Source organism: Dyadobacter sp. BHUBP1, from assembly GCF_050587785.1.
GTDB lineage: Bacteria > Bacteroidota > Bacteroidia > Cytophagales > Spirosomataceae > Dyadobacter.
Genome location: NZ_JBOBIH010000005.1, coordinates 477540 through 501629, shown reverse-complemented (window position 1 = coordinate 501629; position 24090 = coordinate 477540). Strand labels below are relative to the sequence as shown.

21 protein-coding genes are annotated in these 24090 nt (G+C 50.5%); 13 read left to right on the top strand and 8 right to left on the bottom strand.

Annotation, left to right across the window (positions count from 1 at the left end):
• Window positions 1–1164 carry an efflux RND transporter periplasmic adaptor subunit gene (locus ACQ4MZ_RS22065; RefSeq protein WP_430848546.1) on the top strand — a complete coding sequence of 388 codons (1164 nt, stop codon included), beginning with the start codon at window positions 1–3 and terminating at the stop codon, window positions 1162–1164.
• A 164-nt stretch (window positions 1165–1328) separates the two neighbouring features.
• Here ACQ4MZ_RS22065 and ACQ4MZ_RS22060 read toward each other — a convergent pair whose 3' ends face one another.
• Window positions 1329–2891, bottom strand: coding sequence for a sulfatase (locus tag ACQ4MZ_RS22060; RefSeq protein ID WP_430848544.1), 1563 nt, complete (start codon window positions 2889–2891; stop codon window positions 1329–1331).
• Between the two features lie 238 nt (window positions 2892–3129).
• Between ACQ4MZ_RS22060 and ACQ4MZ_RS22055 the strand changes: the two genes are divergently transcribed.
• From ACQ4MZ_RS22055 to ACQ4MZ_RS22045, 3 genes are all read left to right on the top strand, one after another.
• Window positions 3130–3519: a hypothetical protein gene (locus ACQ4MZ_RS22055; protein WP_430848542.1), complete on the top strand. Its 390-nt coding sequence runs from the start codon at window positions 3130–3132 to the stop codon at window positions 3517–3519.
• 156 nt (window positions 3520–3675) lie between these two features.
• The gene (locus tag ACQ4MZ_RS22050; protein ID WP_430848540.1) at window positions 3676–3855 is read left to right on the top strand and encodes a hypothetical protein; all 180 of its coding nucleotides are present in this window, start codon (window positions 3676–3678) and stop codon (window positions 3853–3855) included.
• Window positions 3852–4259 (top strand): type II toxin-antitoxin system VapC family toxin, encoded by a 408-nt coding sequence (locus ACQ4MZ_RS22045; protein ID WP_430848538.1) that lies wholly within the window; start codon window positions 3852–3854, stop codon window positions 4257–4259. Before ACQ4MZ_RS22050 ends, ACQ4MZ_RS22045 begins: the two co-directional genes overlap by 4 nt.
• Window positions 4260–4267: 8 nt before the next feature.
• Here the strand turns inward: ACQ4MZ_RS22045 and ACQ4MZ_RS22040 are convergent, their stop codons facing one another.
• The 4 genes from ACQ4MZ_RS22040 to ACQ4MZ_RS22025 all read right to left on the bottom strand — a co-directional run bounded on the left by ACQ4MZ_RS22040 (window position 4268) and on the right by ACQ4MZ_RS22025 (window position 8852).
• Entirely contained in the window at window positions 4268–4768 is a 501-nt protein-coding gene (locus ACQ4MZ_RS22040; protein WP_430848536.1) for a hypothetical protein, read from the bottom strand.
• Between the two features lie 45 nt (window positions 4769–4813).
• The gene (locus tag ACQ4MZ_RS22035) at window positions 4814–5143 is read right to left on the bottom strand and encodes a hypothetical protein (RefSeq protein ID WP_430848534.1); all 330 of its coding nucleotides are present in this window, start codon (window positions 5141–5143) and stop codon (window positions 4814–4816) included.
• A gap of 156 nt (window positions 5144–5299) precedes the next feature.
• A complete protein-coding gene (locus tag ACQ4MZ_RS22030; RefSeq protein WP_430848532.1) occupies window positions 5300–6100 on the bottom strand; it encodes a DUF4397 domain-containing protein in 801 nt (266 codons plus the stop codon).
• 4 nt (window positions 6101–6104) lie between these two features.
• A complete protein-coding gene (locus ACQ4MZ_RS22025; protein ID WP_430848530.1) occupies window positions 6105–8852 on the bottom strand; it encodes a TonB-dependent receptor in 2748 nt (915 codons plus the stop codon).
• A gap of 660 nt (window positions 8853–9512) precedes the next feature.
• Between ACQ4MZ_RS22025 and ACQ4MZ_RS22020 the strand changes: the two genes are divergently transcribed.
• From ACQ4MZ_RS22020 to ACQ4MZ_RS21980, 9 genes are all read left to right on the top strand, one after another.
• On the top strand, window positions 9513–10826 hold the full coding sequence (locus tag ACQ4MZ_RS22020) for a peroxiredoxin family protein (RefSeq protein WP_430848528.1): 1314 nt from the start codon (window positions 9513–9515) through the stop codon (window positions 10824–10826).
• A gap of 386 nt (window positions 10827–11212) precedes the next feature.
• The gene (locus tag ACQ4MZ_RS22015) at window positions 11213–11668 is read left to right on the top strand and encodes a protein-disulfide reductase DsbD domain-containing protein (protein WP_430848526.1); all 456 of its coding nucleotides are present in this window, start codon (window positions 11213–11215) and stop codon (window positions 11666–11668) included.
• Window positions 11669–11687: 19 nt separating this feature from the next.
• On the top strand, window positions 11688–12641 hold the full coding sequence (locus ACQ4MZ_RS22010) for a cytochrome-c peroxidase (protein WP_430848524.1): 954 nt from the start codon (window positions 11688–11690) through the stop codon (window positions 12639–12641).
• Window positions 12642–12761: 120 nt separating this feature from the next.
• Complete coding sequence (locus ACQ4MZ_RS22005; protein ID WP_430848522.1) at window positions 12762–13376, top strand: TetR/AcrR family transcriptional regulator; 615 nt, start codon at window positions 12762–12764, stop codon at window positions 13374–13376.
• A 50-nt stretch (window positions 13377–13426) separates the two neighbouring features.
• Complete coding sequence (locus ACQ4MZ_RS22000) at window positions 13427–14794, top strand: TolC family protein (RefSeq protein ID WP_430848520.1); 1368 nt, start codon at window positions 13427–13429, stop codon at window positions 14792–14794.
• A gap of 7 nt (window positions 14795–14801) precedes the next feature.
• Window positions 14802–15845, top strand: coding sequence for an efflux RND transporter periplasmic adaptor subunit (locus ACQ4MZ_RS21995; protein WP_430848518.1), 1044 nt, complete (start codon window positions 14802–14804; stop codon window positions 15843–15845).
• A 21-nt stretch (window positions 15846–15866) separates the two neighbouring features.
• Window positions 15867–18953 carry an efflux RND transporter permease subunit gene (locus ACQ4MZ_RS21990; protein ID WP_430848516.1) on the top strand — a complete coding sequence of 1029 codons (3087 nt, stop codon included), beginning with the start codon at window positions 15867–15869 and terminating at the stop codon, window positions 18951–18953.
• 64 nt (window positions 18954–19017) lie between these two features.
• On the top strand, window positions 19018–19908 hold the full coding sequence (locus tag ACQ4MZ_RS21985) for a helix-turn-helix domain-containing protein (protein ID WP_430848514.1): 891 nt from the start codon (window positions 19018–19020) through the stop codon (window positions 19906–19908).
• Between the two features lie 65 nt (window positions 19909–19973).
• Window positions 19974–20966 carry a quinone oxidoreductase family protein gene (locus ACQ4MZ_RS21980; RefSeq protein WP_430848512.1) on the top strand — a complete coding sequence of 331 codons (993 nt, stop codon included), beginning with the start codon at window positions 19974–19976 and terminating at the stop codon, window positions 20964–20966.
• Here the strand turns inward: ACQ4MZ_RS21980 and ACQ4MZ_RS21975 are convergent.
• The 3 genes from ACQ4MZ_RS21975 to ACQ4MZ_RS21965 all read right to left on the bottom strand — a co-directional run bounded on the left by ACQ4MZ_RS21975 (window position 20956) and on the right by ACQ4MZ_RS21965 (window position 23494).
• Complete coding sequence (locus ACQ4MZ_RS21975; RefSeq protein WP_430848510.1) at window positions 20956–21336, bottom strand: hypothetical protein; 381 nt, start codon at window positions 21334–21336, stop codon at window positions 20956–20958. The genes ACQ4MZ_RS21980 and ACQ4MZ_RS21975 overlap by 11 nt on opposite strands.
• A gap of 188 nt (window positions 21337–21524) precedes the next feature.
• A complete protein-coding gene (locus ACQ4MZ_RS21970) occupies window positions 21525–22298 on the bottom strand; it encodes a LytR/AlgR family response regulator transcription factor (protein ID WP_430848508.1) in 774 nt (257 codons plus the stop codon).
• Window positions 22295–23494 (bottom strand): sensor histidine kinase, encoded by a 1200-nt coding sequence (locus tag ACQ4MZ_RS21965; protein ID WP_430848506.1) that lies wholly within the window; start codon window positions 23492–23494, stop codon window positions 22295–22297. Before ACQ4MZ_RS21965 ends, ACQ4MZ_RS21970 begins: the two co-directional genes overlap by 4 nt.
• Between the last annotated feature and the right edge of the window lie 596 nt (window positions 23495–24090).

Sequence of the window (24090 nt, the reverse complement as noted above, 5' to 3'; positions counted from 1 at the left end):
ATGAAAACTTACATTTTAATATCGGCCGTGTTTTGGGTCAGTCTTTCTTGCAGTCCTATGGGAGAACAGCAACCGGCCGACGCGCCGGCAGCGGATTCCGTAGCAGCGGCGGGGGAAGAACCGGTTGTGCGGCTGGTCTCATTCGACGCTCAGCAAATTCGCAATGTGGGGATTGAAGTGGGCAACCCGGTGTTGAAAAACATATCCGAAAAGCTGACATTGCAAGGCAAGATCGATGTGCCGCCACAGAGTACCATCAGCCTGAGCTTTCCCCTGGGGGGCTACCTAAAATCCACCAAAATGCTCCCCGGAATGCGGGTCAGGAAGGGGCAGGTACTCGCAGAATTGGAGGATATGCAGTTTATCCAGCTCCAGCAGGATTACCTCACGGCACGCGCCAGATTCGAGCTAGCCGAAAACGAATATGCGCGGCAAAAAGACCTGAATCAAAGCAAGGCAGCCAGCGATAAAGTTTTCCAGCAGGCTAAGGCGGAAATGGAAACCGAACGAATCCTGATGAATGCGCTGGCCAGGAAACTGGAGGTGATCGGGATAGCACCCCAAAAGCTGAACCCGGATAATATTTCCAAAACCGTCCCCATTCTCTCGCCGATCAATGGATTTGTTTCAAAGGTGAATGTGAATGTGGGCAAATACACTGCGCCTACCGATATGCTTTTCGAGCTCGTTGATCCGAAGGATATTCATCTGGCACTGAGTGTGTTTGAGAAAGATTTGAATGCGCTTTCGGTAGGTCAGCAAGTTACCGCTTACGCCAATACCGACCCTGCGAAGAAATTTACCGCAGAAATTATCCTGATTGGGAAAAGCCTGACTGATGACAGAATGGCAGAAGTGCATTGCCATTTCGACCAGTATAGCGCGTCGCTCGTGCCGGGGATGTTCATGAATGGCGAGGTATCGGTGGAGCGCAAGAAAGCATTGACGGTCCCGGAAGATGCGGTGGTTCGTTGGGAGAACAAATCGTTCGTATTCATCGAACGCGGGTCGGGTAATTTCGAAATGGTCGAAATCGAGCCTGGGACGGTCAGGGACGGGTTTCAGCAAATCAACGGGGCGGGAATAGATGCCGGGTCGAAAGTGGTGATCCGCAATGCCTATTCACTGCTGATGAAGATGAAAAATACCGATGGTGAAGGATAACCGACCGATTGCTCAGATTTTATATGGCATTAGCGGGCACAGGCACTATATTTTCATGTTCATTTGATGTACAGTCTGACGTACAGTCATTTGTACACGTTGAGTAAAGCGAAAACACCTCCCGGGGCTTCCTGGGAGGTGTTTTGTTTTTGTTACCATTTCTATTATTGAAGCACTACTTCGTCGGGAAAAGGGACTGGCTTGCCCGTCGTTTTGAAAGTAGGCCATTGCGCATTCCAGGCTTTGAGCTGTCGGGTAAGGAGCGTAGCCAGCTCTTTCACTTTCGACGGATTGGAGGCAGCCAGATCGTGCTCTTCGCCGATATCATTGCGCAGGTTGTAAAGTTCCAGTTTTGCCTGCCGGTAATTATAGATCAGCTTCCAGTCGCCCTGTCTGAATGCACTGGCATAGTGGATATTAGGGCCTTCCGCAGCGATCCAGCGATTGGGATGGTGCCATACGAGCCCTCGCTTCTCGTCCTTGAATGCAGGGTTTTTCAGGATCGGCAAAAATGTCTTTCCGTCGATTTTTTGTACGGTTTTAGCATTGCTGATGCCCGCGATATCGAGGATGGTGGGATAGAAATCCTCCACGATCACATACTGCTCGGCCACCGCACCTGCTTTGACAACTCCCGGCCACTTCACGAGCATCGGCTCGCGGATACCACCTTCATAAACAGATCCTTTACCTGCTTTCAAAGGCAAATTGTGCATCCAGGCTTTTCCACCGCGTGCCGGTGTAGTGCTCAGGCCGCCGTTGTCGGACATAAAAAGCACCACCGTATTGTCCGAGATCTTCTTTTCGTCCAGGTAATGGAGCACATCGCCGAGGCTCTTGTCCATACCTTCGATCAACGCTGCGTATTTGGCTTCGGTGCTGTCCAGGCCCGCCTGGAGGTATTTGTCCAGAAAACGCGGATCGGCGGTAAGCGGCACGTGTACCGCGTAATGGGCGAGGTAGAGGAAGAAGGGCTTCCGGTCGGTTACCGGCTTTTCGATCGCCCTGAGGGCTTCGATAGTAATCGCGTCGCTCAGGAAGGTGTCCGTGCCATGGTAGGATTCCAAACCGGGCACTGCATTGCGGTTGGGTTTTCCATTGGCGGGGCTGTCGTAATTAGCCCGGCCCGAATAGCTCGCAGGATGCCCGATCGAACTTCCAGCGATATTGATATCAAATCCTGCGTTGAGCGGATCGGCGCCGGGCGTTCCCTCGGAACCAAAATGCGCCTTGCCGCTGTGAACCGTGTAATAGCCATTGCGGCGTAATACTTCGGGCAATGCGGTGGCGTGAAAGGTGTGTTCGACGCCGGCAACCGGGCTGAAACCATTGATGTTCCAATCGACAGCATGAAGTACTGCGTCGGCGTAGTCGGTATTCTTGTTCTTGTCGGGCGAGGTCCAGTGCGTCACACGGGAATGCGCCGCATTCACACCGGTGATTAGGCTCACACGTGTAGGCGTACACACAGGCATTGCGTAGGCGTTCGTGAACTTCATGCCTTCGCGTGCGAGCCTTTCCATGTTGGGCGTGTGGTAGCGGCGGTTGAAGTCGGTGGGTTTGTTCCAGAACGGCACTGAGGTGTCCTGCCAGCCCATGTCGTCGACAAGGAAAACGATGATATTAGGCTTGTTTTTAGATGGAGATTGCCCCAGGGTGGGGAAGTTCAGGAGAAGCGCGGCCAGTGCGATCACACAGTACTGCCACGTGGCAAAACGGGGTTTCATTGGATTAAAGGGATCGGGGTAAGGAAATTAAGAATGCGGGAAGATCGGGAAATTTGATGTACAAAACCAATTGTTTAATGTCAGGAATGAATTTTTACCGTCCGCACTTTGAAGAGTCGTAACTTTAACCTTACTTTGTCTATAAAATAAGTAGACTAAATACTTATGTCGCAGACCTGTTACTGGAATGGAATTTTGGAGGCGAAAGACGTCAACTTCTATTTAACTGGAAACCATCATGATATTAGAAAAGACATTTCATCTGAGCGTGGGCCGGGAGGCCAAGATCATTGTGAAAGGGCAGGTAGCGCGTAATCGCAACGAAATTGTTATCGATTACGAATTTCTCATCCGGGAGAAACACGACACGGACTTTCGCGAGCCGATCGGGCCGAATCATCCCCAATACTGGAAACTCAAGAAGTCCACTCCGGAGCGTTCTCAACTGCTTCAACTCGAGTACAGCGGCATCTCCCGCAAGCAGATCCGGGAGGTCACCCGCGAGTTCAAACGCGCAGTAGGCCCGGGCTACACTTTCCGCTATCAAAATGAAATTGAAGAGCGCACCAAATATCTGAAAGGGATACGTGTAAGCGCATTGAGCCGCAGGATGCTTTCTGTGGCGTAGCCTTCTGATCATTTCTCAGTTATCAAACGGACAACGAGCCCGTTTGGGGTTGTACGGGCTTTATGGAATTGTTATTTTTGAGAAAAGCAATTTCAGAAAACTATGCAACACACTTTTCACTTAAAAACTACAAATTTGACACTAGGGTTTCTCCACATGATCAAAAAACTTTTTGGAGATAAAGAAATCAGGATTGTGGTGGAAGATATCCAGGTTTCGGATGTTTCCAGAGCTGAATTGTACCAATCAACATTGGAGTTAATTGACCTTTTCAAAGACGCGAAAATCGATCCCAATATCAATATTTCGGATATTGCAAATGAGGTGAATCTATGACATACTTCGACACCGATGTGTTGATTCATCTACTCATCCCGCAAGACATTGTAAAGCATAAACTTGCCAGAAGTGTATTCGATTGCGCTTTCGATGCCAAGAAGATATTGGTATCGTTTCTCGTGTTGCAGGAGGCCATCTTTGTGCTGTATCGACTGGGGCAGCCAACGCAGAAAATAGAAAAGGCAATATCCAAATTTCTGGAATACCAGCCGGTAGGTTACGATATGGCCGAAATGCAAAGGGCTATAGCATTGGGAAAGCAACTAGGCTTTCAGCATATCAACGACTGCCTCCACACCGCCATCGCCGAACGGCATTGTGATGAATTGTATACTTTTAATAAATCCGAATTCAAGAAGATTGCGCGACTTTCGAAATTGAAGGTGGTGGTTTTGGAATAATACAATTTCTACGCGCTTTTCGCATTACCTGTAACTACCGCCGCCTTCTGCCAAATGTAGTAATAGAACATCGCCCTGACAGGCTGCGACATCGTGCGCGTGCCATTTACCCAGGCGCTTACGTTGCTTTTATCGATACCGGTTTCGTCCACAATGTCCTTTACCTTGATGTCGTAGCTGTTCATTGCTTCGCGAATATACTCCGGCGTGACTTTTTCGGTCGGGTTCCCCTGATATGGAATCGCGGTTACCACAATTTCATAATCCGGAAAGAAGTGCAAAAACAGCTCCTTCGTACGAAGAATCAACCTTTCCTCGCTGGCATGGTTCTCATGGGGGGATTTGGTTTGAATGGTCTGTATTTCAAGCGTCCCTTCACGAACGGACAATACTTTAAAAGTAATTCTGGCGAACTTTCGGTGTTGCAAAGCGCCTATTTCAAGCTTCCTGATATTTTCGGCGGTAGTCAGATCCTTGATTAGATGTATGTTTTTAATAATAGTTTCCATAATCGAAGTTCTAATAGTATAATACGAGTGAACAGCTTAAATAGATTAAATGAGTATCACGTCGTCATTTTCAATGTGATATATCGCAATCTGCTCATTGGCTTTGCCTAATTCAATCGCCCGTTCGCGATTATGAATAATGTAGACAGCATCCCAGTAAAACAGCCCGTCGTCGTTCCAGCCTCCCATAATTCCGGTAGTATCCGATGCCATTTCAATCACCCTCCTTAATCCCTCGTCCCCAAAAGAGTTTTGTGTGTCCAGCATGGCGACGACATAACCTGACGTAACAAACTCACAATTAGGGAGCCTAATTGTAAATCCTAGTTCATTTTCAGCGGCGATTTCTTTGATTCTCCGAATGAGGGCTTCCATTATAGTGTGTGCCGATTATCGTCTGGCTGACTTTCTAAATCTGTATTAAAACTAATCAAATGTTTGTAAATAGCAAACATTTGATTAGTTTTTGTAATCAACACAAAAAGCCGCACCGCCATCGGCAGTGCGGCTTTTACCTTGTCCAATCACCATTTACTTTACAGGATGTTCGATAACGCTGGTGCCGAAGGATGGCTTGGCGTTGGGGAGGCCTTGGGTGAAGACCGTATATATTTTTCCTGCTTCCAGTTGCAGGCTGCCGGTTCCTACTTTTGCGGCGGTGGCAGCATCGAGGTAATCGACGTTAAGCGTACCGGCGTCGACGGTTTCAAAAGGGCCGAGCGACCAGGCGCTTAATGCTTCTCCTGATAATGCAGAGTTGGCGGCGCGACCGTAGGCGACCTGGTTGAAGAGCGTTTTTCCGTTTTGCACTACATTCAAGGTGCCGGCACCAGGTGAAAGATTGATGAACCTCAGCTTGGCCTTGCCGGAGGCCGGCGCTTTGAGATCGTCGTAAAAGAGAATCAGCGAATCGGCTTTGTTGTTGGCGGTCCGGGTGGCTATTACCGTGTGGTAGAAAGTCGCGATAGGCCCGTTGGGGCGGCCGGTTGCTGTGAATGTCGCCGAGTTGCCGAACTGGTAAGATGCTTTGTAGCTGGTATTGGTGCCTTCTGTGAAGTTGATCTGCACATTGCCGAACACGGTGGGCAAGTACTCCGAGGCTTTGTTAATGGCTACGGGCGTGGGCGTTACTTTGTCGGTGAAAGTCCAGAAATACAAGCCGGTATCGATCGGGCGTGCGTTTACGAAACTGATATAAGCGCTGAGCGGCGGGCGGTCGGCAGCGTCGATGTCGAGATAGCTGGTATCTTTGCAACCCGAGATGAGGAATATGGCCGGCATAATGCCGAGGAACTGAAAAGCCGGGCGGGCCAGTCGCTGGAGTGTTTTCATAGTATTAAAGTTTTGCGGTAATACGGATGAAGGGTTGGATACCGGCACTGCCGTTCTGAATGCCGATCACCGATGGATTGTTCAATGCGCTCAATTTCGGGTCGGAATAGTCGCCCAGTTCGTTGAAGAGGTTGTTGATCCCCAATGTGGCCTGAATGGACGTGGAAAGGGCGTAGGATACCGACACGTCCGCGACCCAGATCGGTTTCAGTTTTTGATAGAAATAATCGGGTTTAGGGAAAGTCGCATTCAATGCAGAGGCGTTGGTCACCGGGCCGAAATAGACGGCGCGTGCAAGGTAAGTCAGGCGGTTTTTCTTGAAAATACCTTGTAACGTGATCTTCTGGCCGGGAATCTGCGAGGTGACGCGTGCCTTTTCCCCGTCGTTGAAGATGATGTAACGATACGCTTCCAGTCCTTTCGGCGTATTCACCTTGGTTACTTCATTTTTGACAAAATTGGCCCCCAAAAGCAGGCTTAAGGTACCGCTGCGGAAAGGCGTGCGGTAGCTTCCGGTGACTTCGAGCCCCTTCGTGCGGGTACTGAAGGAGTTGTAAAAGAACTTGGCCTGGGTAGTGCCTGTCTGCACAAACAAAGTACGTACTTCGCTCGGCAGGTTGACATCTGTGGCCGAGAAATTGCCGGTATTACCCACGCGGTTGTTCACATCCACGAGATAGGCGTCGGCCGTGAGCTCGAAGTTGCGGAATGGCTGGGAGGTGAAACCGACGGTATAGCCTTTCGATTTTTCGGGTGTGAGCGTTGGGATGCCCAGGGCGCGGGTTGCGGCGCTCTGGTTGGAGGCGGTTACCTGGTCGATGGCACGGCCCTGCTGGAAACTGGTGGACGTTTCGGTGTAGTAATACTGGGCCAGGTCGGGGGCGCGGAAGCCGGTGTTGTGTGACGCGCGGATGCCCAGCCAGTCGGTAATGCTGTAACGGGTTGCGACTTTATAAGTCGTTACATTTTGTAGCCGGGAAAAACTTTCGAGCCGTACGGCGCCGGAGAGGAGCCACTTGCTGGTGATGTTAGCCTCGATATCGGCATAACCTGCGAGTACAGAACGGTTCACATTTACCTCGTTTTCAGGGCGGAATCCTGCGTGGATCTGGGAACCGGGCGACAATCCGTTCAGGCCGATGCTGCCTTCTTTGGTTTGATAAACAATACCCGTTGCCGTCGTATCGAGGCCGTAAACCGTCCGTAGGTCGGCTTTGGAATAGGAGGCTTCCTCGCCCGCGATAATCTGGTAAGTTTCCACGCGATACTGCGCCCCGAATGCGAGATTAATACCTTTCAGTGCCTTAGGAAAATAGCGGCTGATGTCGATGCTGCCGGTATTCTGGCTCGCATTGTAGCTGCCCGCATCGAAAGTAGTCGGCGTTTTCAGGCCCAGACTCGCATTGAGCGAGTTGGTAATCACATTCCCGAAGTCGTTTTTGCCATATACATTGGAAATATCGACGTCCCAGTCGCGGACCTTGCCTTTAATGCCCACCGCGAATGACTTGTCGGTAATGATGTTCTCCATCGCCGGCAGGAAGCCGTCGGGATAGAGGAACGAGTTGTTGCGTTCGGTCCAGCCAGGTAGCCGGTATACGGCGGTAAACTGCGAATTGCGGTGGCTGATTCCCCCGAATGCGTAAAGTTCCGCATTCGGGCGGATCGGAACGGCAGCGTTGAAGAAAAGCAACGCGTCCTTGGCCCTGTTGGAGCCGCCCCCGCGACGGTCGAAATGATGACGATCTATGCCGCGCGATGCCAGAATGGCCTCGTCGATCTCCTTCGTATAGATCGCATCGTAATTGCGGGTGTTGGCGCCGCCGCCGTAAATCGGACCGAGGTAAAGGCCGGCATCGTCCTTGCCGGGCAGGATGGAAATCGCTTGTGTGGCAAACTCGGCGGTAGTATTGAGGTAACCGCCGCTTTTGCCCAATGCGAAGCCGTAGTTGGCATTGGTACGGGTGGTTACGCCATCGCCACGGCGGCGCGAACTGGCAGTGGAGCTCAAAGTAAGCTGGTCGACGCTCTTGTTGAGCACGATATTGATCACGCCTGCGATGGCATCGGAGCCGTACTGTGCCGCCGCGCCGTCACGCAGGATTTCGACGCGCTCAATGGCTGCGGTCGGGATGGCATTCAGGTCGTAACCCGTAGCCCCGTTACCCAGCCCTCCCCAGTTGATATTGGAGCTCTTATGCCGCCGTTTCCCGTTGACGAGCACCAGCAACTGATCCACGCCCAGGCCGCGCAACTGGGACAGATTCAGTGCAGAGCCTGCATCGCCCGCGTTGGTACCGTTCACCGAGTGGAAAGAGGGAGAAACATATTGTAAAAGCTGCGTTATACTTACCTGCGGAGCCGATTCCTGCAAAGGTTTCAAGTCTATAATATCCACCGGCACCGGCGAATCGATCTTCGTGCGGTTGGCATTTCGTGAGCCTACCACCTGCACCTCGCCGAGGGTGTGGGCGCTCGCGATGAGTGTCACATTATACTCGTTGGAATTGGTGATGGGCAATTCCCTGGCCGTAAAGCCGATGAAGGAGAAAATTAGTGTTTCACCTTTTACCAGCGATAACGTAAAACGACCGTCGGTATCGGTAATAGCCCCCTGGCGGGTGTTTTTAACGGCCACGTTTACGCCAGGGAGCGGGGCGCCGTCTTCTGCTCTCACCTGACCCGTGAGCGTGCGTTGCTGGGCCAGCAGGGGAGTAGATATTAAAAATATAAAAAGTAATAAATGTTTCATAAGTATTATATGTGATCGCCGATCCGGCGATGGCAGCAATGGCTTTCCGTCGGAGAGCCTGCAGTCCCGTCGGTCGCCATCCTGCACACCGTCGGATCGGGATATATTACATTTAATATATAGATTTTATAGACTAAAACAATTTTAAAAAAAGAACATTTAGCTCCGCCAGACATCTGCCGGACAACAACGACGGGGTGTACAGGTGCTTTTCAACACATTATGTTTTGAATGAAATGACTTTGACATGGTTTATAAATTTACAGTTTCCGAAGAAGGTGGCGGCGGGCAGATTGTAATGATGAGATGCCACAAAGGTAATGGCACACATCCCGGTTTATCAAAACTGTAAAAGCACAAATCGGGCACGTTGCCACCAGATGCTGACCTCGCATTATATGTATGCGTGCACGAATTTGGTGGTACGAAAAACGAGTTTATTCTACTTAGTCTATGAAATTTATAGATAGTTAGAGATCGCTGTTTTATATTTGCTGCATGATTCAACGGCCGGTCACAAACCACCACCGACCTGCCGAAGATCCGGGCCAATCCTGCAAAATGCCCTGGATCGAAAATGAGTCCTTCATACCGGAACGCCCGTGGCGGAGGACGATTACCAGCTTTTTCTTTTACAAAAACCTAAAAATTTCCAGTTGTATGAAAATCAACAACCAGATGAAAGCCGTGGCATTGGCAGGAGCCACATTGTTCGGCAGTGCAGCATTTGCAGGCGATGGTCCCGATGCCAAAGCGCCCAAGCAAGGCATATGGCGCGGCGAGTTTGTGATCAGCGAGACACACATTCCGTTTAATTTTGAATACAATGCCAAAGACAAAGACCACCCGATCCTGACACTCCTGAACGGCACCCGCCGCGACGATTTCAAAGTCACCAGACTCGGTGCCGACTCAATTTTTGTGAAAATGAATACCTACGACGCCGCGCTTGTGGCGAAGGTGGAAACCGACGGCAAGATCACCGGCGAGTACCGCAGCCTGGTGCCGGGCTTCCGCGGCAATGCGCTGCCATTCTCGGCCGAATACGGCAAAAACTACCGCTTTGTAGAACAAGGCAAAGAGCGGCCTACGAAGCATAACCTTTCGGGCAAATGGGATTTACAGGTTTTCAGTAAAGCCAAAATGCCTGATAATGTGGCGCTCCTGAAACAGGAAGGCAACAAACTGACCGGTGTGGTAATGTCCACGGTAGGGGATAGCCGGGAGCTGGAAGGCGTGGTACAAGGCGACGAATTTGTGCTCTCGCACTTCTCGGGCCCAAACCCGCGCGTGTACAAGGGCAAAATCAACGAGGACGGCAGTATTACCGGTGTGATCAGCTCGGGGATTTATGACAATACCAAATTCGAAGGCAGCAAGAACGATAAGGCCGAGCTTCCGGATCCTTATAAACTGACTTATTTGAAAGAGGGCTACAAAAAGCTCGATTTTACATTGCCTGACCTGGACGGCAAGCAGGTTTCCCTCAGCGATGACAAGTATAAAGGCAAGGTGGTGATCGTGGAGATCATCGGCACCTGGTGCCCTAACTGTACCGACCAAACGTCGTTCCTCGCGCCGTGGTACCGTGCCAACAAGGATCGTGGGGTAGAAGCGATTGCCATTGGTTTCGAGCAGAAGGACGATCTCGAATATGCCAAATACACGCTTGGCACACTGAAAAAGAAATATGGCATTGAATATGATATTCTTTTCGGCGGTATCGCGGATAAGAAAGTAGCTTCCGACAAGCTGCCTGCGCTCAACCGTATGATGGCTTTCCCGACTACGATCCTGATCGACCGTAAAGGCGAAGTGCGCCAGATCCACACCGGCTATACCGGCGAGATTACTGGCAAATACTTTGAGGATTACGTGGCGAAATGGAATAAGGATTTGAATGAGCTCATCTCTGAGCCGGTGCCTTCGGGTGTTAGTTCTGCGGAGGTTGGTACGACCAAAAGCTCGAAATAGGATTTTCGGTATTGTGACAGTCGTTGTTGTTACACCCCTACGGGATTGCAGAAACGGATTGGACCACCATTTTCTACCCATGTTACGTGCCTGACGGCGCTGGTCTGTAAGACGTCGGATCGCGTTAGCGATGTAATATTGGCAGCAAATCGAATATCGACCGTTTGATGAAATGCCGTCAGGTATGTAACAACAATGCTACGGACTTGCGCATCGTCACATGATGGCGCAACGATCGTACTCCTATACAACACGAAAATACTTGGACTAAATCGTGAGTTCAACAAACTAGGTACGTGGTGATTTGAGACAACTGCAAGGCCGGCCCGGCAAGGTGTCGTGTGCTTTGCAGTTGTTTGATATTGCTTTTTCAAAATGATATTCCTATGATTTACAGAATTTTAATACTGATGCTGTGCTCAGCAAGCAGCGTTTTTAGCCAGGATCTGAAAGACATTTCCCGATGGAAAGTGAGCCTCTCGAAAACAGGGGCCAAACCCGGTGAGCAGGTAGAAGTGGTATTTTCGGCGGATATTGACAAAAACTGGAAGCTCTACTCGTCCGATTTCAAGGGTGATGTCGGCCCGCTCCCTACGGAATTTGCGTTCAACGCCAGCAACGCCTACCAGCTCGTAGGCGAGATACAGGCAGTGAAGCCACTCAAAGCCGTGAACCCGACCTGGGACAAGGCTTATACCTACTTCACTGACAAAGCTGAGTTCCGGCAGACGATCAGGGTGACCAGCGCAGGCGGCAAAGTTTCAGGGACGATCAAAGGACTTTTGTGTTCCAACGAAGACGGCCTCTGCGTGCCTTTCAAGGAGTCTTTTGAAGTACATTGATTTAAATCCAAGTTTTCAAATGGGTATTACAAAATGGCTGGCAGCCGTGCTTTGCGGCGGCTCGCTGGCATTCGTGTCGTTGCAAACCAACGAGGCATCAGTGGAGTTGAAAACAAAGGAGGAACTGGGGGAAAAGCTGTTTTCCGACCCGATCCTCTCGCGAGGGCGGGCGATCAGCTGTGCTTCGTGCCATATCCCACAGTTTGCGTTCGCGGATACCGCGGCTTTCAGCATTGGCGATAAAGGTACGCGACTGACGCGCAACAGTCCGGCGTTAACGAACCTTTCGGGCCGGACCGATTTCTTTTGGGATGGCCGTGCCGGTTCGCTCGAAGAGCAGGCACTCGGGCCGCTCGTAACGCGCGATGAAATGGACTTGCCGGTGGACCAAGCTGTGGAACGCCTGAAAAAGGATGATTTTTACAGTGCCGCATTTCAAAAGATATTCAAAACCGAGGTTAATGCTAAAAACCTGCTCAGCGCCATTGCGGCATTTGAACGAACGCTGGAAACCACCGATACGCCTTATGATCGCTACCTGGACGGGGATGTCAATGCGATGTCGGCGGCTGCCGTTCGGGGCAGGATGCTGTTTATAGGTAAAGCCAACTGCGCTACCTGTCATTCGGGCGAGGATTTCACCGCAGACCGGTTTAAAAGCATAGGCCTGTTTAATGGCAAGGAACTGAATGATTCCGGCCGTTTTAAAGTGACCGGAGACAGCTCGCATATCGGCCTTTTTAAAGTGCCCGGCCTGCGGAACGTGGCCGTTACAGCGCCGTACATGCACAATGCCATGTTTAAAACTTTGCGGGAGGTAGTACAGTACTACAATACACCCGACAAATTTGTACGCAGTCCCATTAATCGCGACCTCTCGCTCGGCAGCTCGCTGAATCTTTCCGATAACGAGGTCGACGACATCGTAGCCTTTCTCGAAGCCCTTACCGACGACCGTTTCAAGCGTAAATAACTTTGCCCGCATATTCTTCTCCCGCTCATGGGTAGAATTCCGCCATTCCTCCCTTATTTTGATAAACAACTTGCATTTACTAAACAGTGTTTATTATATTCACATTGTAATTACAAAAGCATGGCGATTAAGGAAAGAAAAGAGCGGGAAAAGCAGGAAATGAGGAACCTGATCATTGAGTCGGCGACTCAGTTGTTTTTGAAGCAAGGCTACGATAAGACGTCGATTCGCAGCATTGCCGATGATATTGAATATAGTCCCGCTACTATCTATCTGTATTTCAAGGATAAAGACGAAATTTTCTTTGTGATTCATGAAAACGCGTTTGAGATTCTAGAAAAGCACCTGCGCCAGAACGATGTGATTGCCGACCCATTCGAAAGACTGGCCGCTTTGGGCAAAACGTACATTGAATTCGGTTTGGAGAACCCTGATTACTATGATCTGATGTTCATCATGCGCGCGCCGATGGAGCAGATCAAGAATGAGGAAAAGTGGAAATCTGGTGAATGTGCGTTCGGTTATTTGTTGACGACGCTTTCGGCTTGTCTGGAAGAAAATAAGATCAGGCAAGGCGATTTGTACGTGACGGCGGTCCAGGTTTGGTCGTTTGTGCATGGATTGGTTTCACTCTACGTCAGGGAACGCATGTGCATCCTGATGATGCCGGACGACGCTACACGGGAAATACTGTATAACTCATTCGATTTATTTTTAGCCAATCTGAAAAAGTAAAAAATTTTGCCATTCACTAAACACTGTTTATAAACTAAACATTACTTAAAATGATGCGATTATTGAAACCCATGCCGCGGCATTGGCAGTACCTTCTTGTGCCTTTGCTGAGCCTTTTCGCACCCGTTCGAGGGCAGGACGCGCATTTGCAAGGGTATATAGATCACGGCCTGCGCAATAATCAGGGGCTCAAACAGCAGAGCTTTATTCTCGAACGGAACCTGTTCGCGCTGAAAGAAGCAAGGACGTTTTTTTACCCCGAGGTCAATTTCAGTACTTCTTACCTCGATTCACGCGGAGGAAGGAAGATCAGCATTCCCATCGGTGATTTGCTGAACCCGGTATATAATTCACTCAATGAACTCACCAACTCGTCGGCATTTCCCAAAGTGGAAAACGTGAGCCAGACGTTCAATCCGCGGAATTATTACGACGCCAAATTCCGCACCTCTCTTCCGCTTTACAATGCGGAGATTACCTACAATACGAAGATCCGCAAGGAGCAGATTCATTTGCAGCAGGCGGAGGTCGACGTTTACAGGAGAGAGTTGGTGAAGGAGATCAAGTTGGCCTACTATGCTTGCCAGCAGGCCGATGAGGCTGTGCGCATCCTGGAAAGTGCGGTTTCGCTGGCAAAAGAGAATTTGCGGTTCAATCAGGCATTGGTTAAAAACGATAAGGCAATCCGCACGGTCGTAACCCGCTCGGAAAATGAAGTGGTAGGCCTGGAAGCAAGGCTGGTGGACGCGCGGAATCAATCCATTAATGCGAAAGCTTATTTCAATTTTCTGCTGAATAATCCGTTGGAAACCAGCCTGGAAATAGGTAGGCCGAGCGAATCGGAGGTTCTCGCGGATACGGCCGTGGCGGGTAGGAGAGAGGAACTAGCGAAGTTGGAATCGCTTTCGAAAATCAACGCATTATCCGGCCAGCTGGCGCGCGCGGGGGCATTGCCGAAGCTCTCTACGTTCATAGACCTTGGTTCGCAGGGTGACTTTGTGAATTTCAACCGGGATACCCGCTATTACCTCTTTGGCGTGACGCTCGACTGGCGGGTTTTTGCCAACAACCGCACGCAATACAAAGTGAAACAGGCTGAATTGGAACAAAAAGCTACCGGTGAGCAGATCAGCCAGGTAGAGCAACAACTTCAACTTCAAAACAAAACAGCAGCCAATACTTTTCAGTCGGCAGTGCTTACTTACCGGGCTGCCAAAAGTCAGACCGCATTATCACAACAATATTACCAGGATCAGCAGAAACTCTACCGGGAAGGTCAGTTGCTGTATATTGAATTGCTCGATGCCCAGAACCGGCTGATCAACGACCAGCTTCAACAAAGTATTTCCTATTTGAATGTCCAAACCCGTGCGGCAGAGCTGGAACGGGCCCGGGCGAGCTACTTATTCTCAAACTGAATTTGACATGAAAGCTACAACACATCCCATCATATACGCCTACGTGCTCGCAACGGCGCTACTGACCGCCGCATGCAAGGAGGAAAAGAAACCGGAGCAGACCGACGACACGATTCCGGTAAAAGTCATTAGTTCAGCCGCATTGACCCAGGCGCAGGCCGTAGAAACATCCGGATTACTGGGCTCTGAAAATGAAGCGCGTTTATCGTTCAAGATCGGCGGTATTATCAAGGATATTCTGGTAAAAGAAGGCGATAAGGTACGCAAAGGGCAGCTTTTGGCAACGCTTAACACCACTGAAATAGCCGCGCAAATGGGCCAGGCCGAAGAAAACTTCCTGAAAGCGCAACGCGATGCCCGCCGTGTGCAGAACCTGTACCGCGACAGCGTGGCGACAAAAGAACAGCTGGAAAATACCCAAACGGCATTGGTACTCGCGGAAAAGCAGCTCGATATTGTCAAATTCAATTTGTCTCAAACCAGAATCTTCTCCACTGCCGACGGCGTAGTGATGCAGAAATTGCAGAATGCCGGCGAACAGGTGCAAGGTGGCACGCCCATTCTGCATATCAGCAGCACCAGCAGCAGCGACTGGGTCGTGAAATGCGGCCTTACGGATAAAGATTGGGCCAGGCTGAAAGGCGGCGAGAAAGCGGAGATTAATTTCGATGCATACTCCCAGACATTTACGGGCCATATAAAAACCCTCGCGCAGGTGAGCGACCCGGTCTCGGGGCTTTACCAGGCAGAAATCACACTTGATAAACCTGCTGCCAAGCTCGCCAGCGGCCTTTTTGCCAAGGTACATATTTACCCGAAAGAAAAGACCAGTATGGTTTCCGTTCCCGTCGACGCATTGATCGAAGGGGAAAACGACAGCGCATTCGTGTTCGTGGCCGAAGGCAACAGGGCGCAGAAGAAGCGCGTGAAGATCGCATTCCTGGATGGAGACAAGGCATTTATCCTCGCGGGTATAGATGCAGGTGCGCGGGTGATCCGCGAAGGATCGGCTTATCTGGCCGAAGGATCGGCGATTAAAGTAGTTCAGTAACCTGTTTCAACCACAAAGACCATGAAATTACCTGAATTTGCTGTCAAAAATTACCAGTTTACCCTGGTGATATTCCTGGGGGTGCTGGCGCTGGGGCTTTACTCGCTCTTCACCATGCCCCGAAGCGAGGACCCCGACATTCACCCGCCGCAATTTACAGTGGTGGTAGTATACCCCGGTGCTAACCCGAAAGATATGGAGCAACTGGTGGTGGACCCGATGGAAAAGAAGATCAACGAACTCGATGATATGAAGCATATCATCACCGATATCCGCGACGGCCTTGCGGTGATGCAGGTGATATACAAATACAGTTCCGATCCGGACGATAAATACCAGGAAGTGGTTAGGGAGATCAATGCACTCCGCTCGCAACTTCCGGCCGACATTGCCGATATCCGCATCAACAAACAGATCCCGTCCGATGTAAGCATTTATCAATATGCACTCATCAGCGAGAACGCAACTTACACGCAGTTGAAGAAGTATTCGAAGGATTTCAAAGAGCGCCTCGAAAAGATCAAAACACTTAAAAAGGTAGAATACTCGGGCATTCCCGAACCACAGGTGAAAGTGAGCCTGAACTTGCAGAAGATCGCGCAACAGCGGCTGACCCAGGACCAGATCGTGGGCGCATTGCAGAGCGAGGGCGTGAACATTCCCGGCGGGAGCATCAGCATGGCTACCAAAAAGCTCAATATCAAAACGAGCGGCAGTTACCGCACGCTCGACGAGGTGGCCAATACCGTGGTGTCGCGTTCGGATGGAAAGATCGTGTATCTCAAAGACGTAGCTGATGTGAAAATGGGCTACGAAGACGAAACGCACATTACCCGTTTGAACGGCTTCCGGTGCAGCTTTGTGAATGTGAGCCAGAAGGAAGGCGAGAACATCATTTCAGTGCGTGATCAGGTGGAGCCGGTAGTAGCGGAATTTCAAAAGACATTGCCTCCGAATATAGAAATGATCAAGGTGTTCGATCAGGCCAGCAGTGTGGATACCCGGTTGTCGCATTTCGCACGGGATTTTGGGATAGCCATCTTACTTGTATTGCTCACATTGCTGCCGCTCGGCACGCGGGCGTCGCTGGTGGTGATGATCTCGATCCCGCTTTCGCTCGCGATCGGTCTCACGATGATGAACCTGCTCGGGTACAATATCAACCAGCTCAGCATTGTCGGGATGATTGTGGCCTTGGGTATCCTGGTGGACGACAGCATTGTGGTTGTGGAAAATATCGAGCGGTATTTGCGGATGGGTTACGGCAAGGTGCAGGCGGCCATTCAGGCGTCGTCACAAATCGGCCTTGCGGTGGTGGGTTGTACGATCTTGCTGATCTTCGCATTCCTCCCGCTCGTGTTCCTGCCCGAGGGCGCGGGCGACTTTATCCGCAGTTTACCGATGTCGGTGATCACCACGGTATTCGCTTCAATGCTTGTGTCGCTGACCGTGGTACCGTTCCTGTCAAGCGTAATATTGAAACCGCACGCTTCGGAAGAGGGTAACTGGCTGTTGCGCGGCATGAAAAAAGGCATTCACAAGACCTACGGGAGCGTGCTCGACCGTGCACTGCATTGGCCTAAAACGACATTGGCGATTGCCGGTTTGATATTCGCCGGTTCACTGGCATTGGTGCCGCTCATTGGCAACAGCCTTTTTCCGAAGTCGGAGAAGCCGATGTTTTTGATTGACATTGAAACGCCGCAGGGTACCAACCTCAAAAAGACGAACGAGATCGCGCGCTATGTGGAAGGCGTTCTCAAACAGGAACCGCTCATTACCTCCTTTGCTACAAACGTCGGCAAGGGGAATCCACGGGTATATTATAATGTAGTGCAGCGGAATGAGAGCGAAAACTTTGCCGAGATTTTTGTGCAGGTAGAGGGACTTGAAACTGAAGAAAAAGTGGAGGTAATCGAAAAGCTGCGCAAAAAGCTGGAACGCTATCCCGGTGCCGAGATCAAAGTGAAAGACTTTGAACAGGGCCCGCTGATCGAAGCGCCGCTGGCCTATCGTATCTATGGTGAAAACCTGGAAGACTTGCGCAAAACCGCCTTCCGCGTCGCCGACTTGCTAACCAAAACCGAAGGTACCATTTACGTCAACAATCCGTTGCTGGTACAACCGACCGACTTACGCATCAACATCAATAAACAGAAAGCCGGAACGCTGGGCATTTCCTCGGCCGACATCGATCGTACGGTGCGGCTGGGAGCTGCCGGGCTGAACGTGGCCACTTTCCGCGAAGATGTGGGTAAGGCGGATAGCTACAATATCAACGTGTCGGTGCCGCGTAACGCAGCCATTCAGGATTATAGTGTTTTTGATAAGCTGTATGTTACCTCGGCATCAGGCGCAAGCATTCCGTTGAAAAACATCGCGACCATTGAAATGGAGAGCTCGCCGAACCAGATCCGGCATTACGACAAAGACCGCTACGTGACCGTTTCGGCATTCGTGAAGCCTGGCTATAATGTGCAGAAAATGAACGACGACATTACGGCGAAGCTCAACCAATTTAAATTTGAAAAAGGCCAGCATTTCAAAGTGGCCGGCGAGAAAGAGAGCCAGGAAGAAAGTTTCGGCGGATTGGGATTGATCATACTCATTACCGTTTTCGGTTTCCTGGGGGTGTTGATACTGGAATTCAAAACCTTCAAAAGCATTCTCATAGTACTGTCGGTAATCCCGCTGGGAATCGTGGGTGGTCTGGCGATGCTCTTCCTGACAGGCGAGACGCTCTCATTCACAGCCACGATCGGCTTCATTGCATTGGTGGGTATTGAAGTGAAGAACTCGCTGCTGGTAGTCGATTTCACCAACCAGCTCCGCGAGCAGGGCAAGAGCATTGAAGAAGCCATTATCGAAGCCGGCGAAATCCGTTTCGTACCGATATTGCTCACTTCTATGACCGCGATCGGCGGATTGCTGCCGCTTGTGATCGAGTACAGCGCTTTGTATTCACCGCTGGCATTGGTACTGATCGGCGGGTTGATCAGCTCTACGCTGCTGTCACGTCTGGTGACGCCGGTAATGTACAAACTGCTACCGCCGAAGGTTGAACAAAAGGCCGTTGTAGAAGAAACCGAGTTGGAAGCAGCCTATTAATAACTCGCCGGGCGGGTTTTTCGGGAGCGTTTTTTATTTTGCAGGAATCGAAATGTGAGCTATCATGAGGATTTCCTATCAGAATGAACCGCTTTTTCCCGGGAAACCCGCTCCAGTTTTCGCGGATCGACCGCTTTACAGCCATTATGAGCAGTCGGAAGCTACTTTAACACAAGGTGTACATTGGTTTGATTTTCAGACAAATGTGGGCCATACGTTAAATGTGAACTACACGGCTAGTTTTTACAAAATGGTACTATGCATTGCCGGCGAATCGAGGTCGGTGCCGAGGCATTCGCGGGAATACGGTTTCCGGACCGGGCAGGCGCTGTTTTACCGGACGGAAGAGGAGCCCTACCAGGCTACGTTACCAGGTAACACGGGTTTTAAAGTGATTCACCTGCACCTTTCGGACACGCACGTGGCGATGCTGCAACGCGATGCGCCTGCTGTTTTCGAGAAAGAATTACAGGTAATAACCCTGTCTGAGGATTGCTCCCAGTCATTTTTACAGCTCAAAAACCTATCGCGGGAAAGTCCGGGCCTGCTAAACCTGTATCAGGAGAAATTGGTCACCGAACAACTTTTTAATCTCGCGTCACTTGCGCTCCCGCGTACCCCGCGCTCCCGTGGGCAAGCCATTTTAGAGGAGGCCGTCTGGCATATTCACCGCGCCGAGCGCTTTCTTACGATCGCCGAGCTTTCCCGGCTGACGGGTACCAACAGCTTTCGCCTGAAACAGCTTTTTCGCGAACAATTACGCACCTCTGTTTTCCAATATCAATGCGACCTCCGCCTCGAACGCGCCGCGAAATTGCTGTCGGAGACGAATTTGGATATTTCGGCCGTTGCTTTCCAATGCGGATATGAAAGCGCTGCCGCTTTTTCAAATGCTTTTGTAAGAAAATACAAGGTTCGGCCTGTGGTATTCAAAAACTCCCGTTTGCACAAATAGCGCTCCCTGACGCGCAAGTACCCCCGCGGTCGATGCCCCGACATTTGCTAAAAAATCAAAAAACTATGAAAGCAAATGTAATTACCGCCCACGGGCCGGCGCGCGAAGTGTTCGCGATGCAACAGGTGGCGGATCCGGTTCCAACCGCGAATGACCTCATTTTAAAAGTATTGACAACCAGCGTTAACCCGCTCGATTGCCGGATTCGTAACAAGGCTTCTGTTACCAGGCATTTCCCGCTTACGTTGGGTTTCGATGTTTGCGGCACCGTGGTCGAAATGGGCCCGGATGTGACGGGCTTCGAAATCGGGGATCGGGTAATCGGTTCACCGACGCCCTTTCGCAACGGTGCCAATGCGGAATACTTGGCCATCGATCATCGCTCATGCGCACTGGCAGGCACACTCGCGGATGCAACGGCCGCAGCCATACCTTTGGTAGGGATCACCGCTTATGAGGCATTGTTCGATCGGCTGCGGGTTCGGCCAGGCGAATGGGTCGTCATTCATGCCGGTGCCGGTGGCGTAGGGCACCTGGCCATTCAACTCGCCAGAAATGCCGGGTGCAGGATAATCACCACCGCAAGCCGCCCCGAATCCCTCGCTTTTTGTGCCGATGAGCTGGGAGCAGACCATGTGCTGAATTACAAAACGAATATCACCGATGCTGTTATGGACATTACCGGAGGCCAGGGAGCTGGTTTGATCATGGACAACGTCGGAGCGGATTGCTTCTCCCATAGCCTTAGCTACGTTTCGCATAACGGCCACATTTGCACGATATTACCGGTTGCCGTGGGCGAGCAGCAAGGTTATCAGCTATTGTTGAAGAACATCACGCTAAGCTATCAGTTTATGGGCGGCCGCCGGCGCCATAATGCCCCTGAGCAGGATAACCACCAGGGACAAGTATTGCAAAAGCTGGTAGAAATGGTGGAAGCCGGCCAGCTACGGCCGCACGTTTCAAAAATTTACGATTGGCACGACCTCGCTCAGGCGCATGAAGAAATGGAGCGAGGGCATGCAACAGGCAAGCTCGTGGTGCAGGTCACAAATTAACCAACACCCGCTTGCCGGAATTTTGCCGGGCAATGCCTTGTCGGGTAACCTTGTTGAGGGCCCGGCCAATTCCTTTCGTGAAACCTTCGCCGATTTCGGCATAGGCGAGATCTGTGTTTTCAATGATCAGTTTGTGGGCCAGTTCGTCGTAGCTCCATTTCATACCGGCCATTTTCTGGTCGCTGGTGGCGGTTTCCGAGATGGAGCTGCATGCATTCGCGTGGTTGGCAGGGGCGAGGCCCGCGTACCATTTCCAGAGTATGATTGCAGCTGCAAAAGCAACGATGAAGATGGCCTGGCGTTGCCCCTTACTGTTGTGGAGCGCGGCTGATACCGCTGAGGTCAAGTTGGTAGTAGATTTGAAGAGCATGGCTAACGGATTTAATTGCAATTGAGTGTCGGGGATGGCTACCCGCCCGGAGCTACCCCCCAAAGGCCGGAAGCTATCTTGTCCGACAAATTTGTACTCGAAATCGTTGAAATGGGTACGAAAAATGTCTGATCTGGACTTTTTATTATTTAAAGCGTGCATTTCAAATCGTGAACCGTATTGCCTGCTTAACCCATTTTGGTGATAAAGGCCTTGATATTATCGCGGTAACCACGAGTCCATTTCACTTTTTCACCGGTGGACAAATGGATGATGTACTCGCCGTTGAAGTACGTTTCGAGCTCAGAAATGAAGTTCATGTTGACGATGTTCGACCGTCCCACGCGGATCATGACCGACGGATCGAGACGGTTTTCGAGACTGCCGAGGCTTTCATAAACGGTGTAAACTTTCTTTTGGGCCGTGTATACGGATATGTAATTACCGTCGGCCGAGAAATGCGTGATATCGTCCGTTTTGACCAGATACATTTTGCCGGCTTCTTTCACCAGCAACCGCTGCAAATAGTTCTCCTCCTTTTCTTTCTGGTCGCGCAGGAGGCTATTTACCAGTTCCTCGATCCGCGGCTGCGACTTTTGACTAAGCCGCTCTTTCAACCGCCCGAGCGACTGGTGGAAGCGGATCTCGTCGAAAGGTTTCAGCAAATAGTCAATCGCATTCACCTCGAATGCACGCAGCGCATATTGGTCGAATGCGGTGGTGAACACGACGAACGGCTGGTGGTGCGGCCAGACCTCGCGCAGCACCTCGAATCCGTCGAGCTCGGGCATTTGAATATCCAGGAAAATGACGTCGGGGCGGTGTTGGAGTATTTTCACCACCGCTTCCGGGCCATTAGCGGCTTCGTCGGTGATTTCAATGGAGTGGTCGTGCTGTACAAATGTCCTGATTACGTCCCTGGCCAGCACTTCGTCGTCAATGATCAGGCAGCGGTATTTCATAGTTTTTCGGGGTTATTGTTATTTGTTTCACAGCCGTCCGCGGTCGGTTGCCGGCGCTCAAAGAAGAGCGTTACCGATGTACCTCGACCTACCGGCTGGTCAAATTCCAGTCGGGCATTTGCGCCGTAGGCTTGCTGAAGCCTTAGTCGTGTGTTTTGTAAACCAAGTCCCATTCCTTTCGACGACTTCCGTGACGCAGCGCCAATGCCGTTGTCGTAAACCGTAACCTGCATGCCCGAGGCACTCACAGCACTGGTAATGCGTATCAGCGCGTTGGTTGTGATGTCGGAAATACCGTGAGTAATGGAATTTTCTACGATCGGTTGCAGGATGAGTTGCGGCACCGGGTAAAGTTCCGACGCCGGGTCGATGTGGTATTCGACTTTCAGGCGGTCCTGAAAACGGATTTGTTGGATATCGAGGTATTGCCGGGTGAGTTGCAGTTCCTTCTGCAAGGGAATGAAATCGGCCGACTGGTTCACGAGCACCGCGCGCAGGAGGTCGCTCAGTGTGGTGATCATGAGCGTCGCTTTGCGGATGTCGTTTTTGACCATCAGACTTACCACGCTATGCAACGTATTGAAAAGGAAATGGGGGTTAAGCTGCATCTTGAGCGATTGCAGTTGCGCGTTCGCCAGTTGCCCGCGCAGCTGCTCGTTATGCAGCTCGGTTTCGAAATTCTGCTGTTTCAGTTCCTGGTAGCGGTAAATGTAGGATACCTTGTTGAACCCTACTACCAGCAGCAGGTATTGACCGAAACTCGCGGTATAGCCGATAAAAAATGAAAACAGGTAGTTTTCCAACGGCACCGATTTACCCACCGCACGGTACATGAGCGGGTTGGTAATGTAATAATGCAGGATGTTGATGAAGAGATTGAGAAAAGTAACGATCGCCAGATGCACAAGGATAGGTCTCAAAATAGAAGAACTTTCGCGAACCTTGAATGCGATCGGGACTTTGATGGCTGCATACAGCACCAACGGGCTCGTGGACCACCAGAAAAGACCGTCGAGCAGCCATATAAACATTTCGTGAGGCTGCATTACCACCCCTTCCTTCAAAAGCCACAGCATCATAAGCTGACCGAACGTTATCACCGCGAAAATGCCCCAATAACAGAAGGAATACCACCAGAACTGCCCGACAGACAGCGGGAGCCTGGATTGTTCCAACATACGTTTTAAAAAGGTCATGACAGGATGGATGATCGGAAAGCCATAAGGAGGATTTCAGGGTGAATCTAACGTTTCACTACCGTTAAGTGGCCCGTATTTACGCAAAGCGGGCTATTCATTATCTAAACTACATTGTGGCCATTCAATGCGTTAGCGGCAAAGGAAAAGGCTATGTGCTTATTTTTAGAAAAAATGTTAAAATTTTTGCTTTGAAATTTTGTTGTTTAATCGATTAAATCTACATTTGAATACACTGTTCCCTTATCGCCGATTAAAGTATCAGATATTAAAGACATAGGTGCTTAATATTTCCTCCTGCGACCGGACACAGTTCCGGTAAGCTATTTAAGTACCCGATACCATCACAGAACAACCTGACTAAGACAAGTATCACTCGACATTTGTTTAATAAATTGCTTAATCGTTTAAACATAAAGATATAGTTCAAACATAGCTTGTATTCACTGCCATGTAGGCATAGGTTCCGTCGATGATATCCCATCGACGGCGGCGCGGACTCTTTTTTGATTACGTATATATATTATCGTTCGGCCATGACGGCCGTACCCGTTATTTTTTTGCCTAATCTATTCCTGACCCTTGTGTCCGTAAGC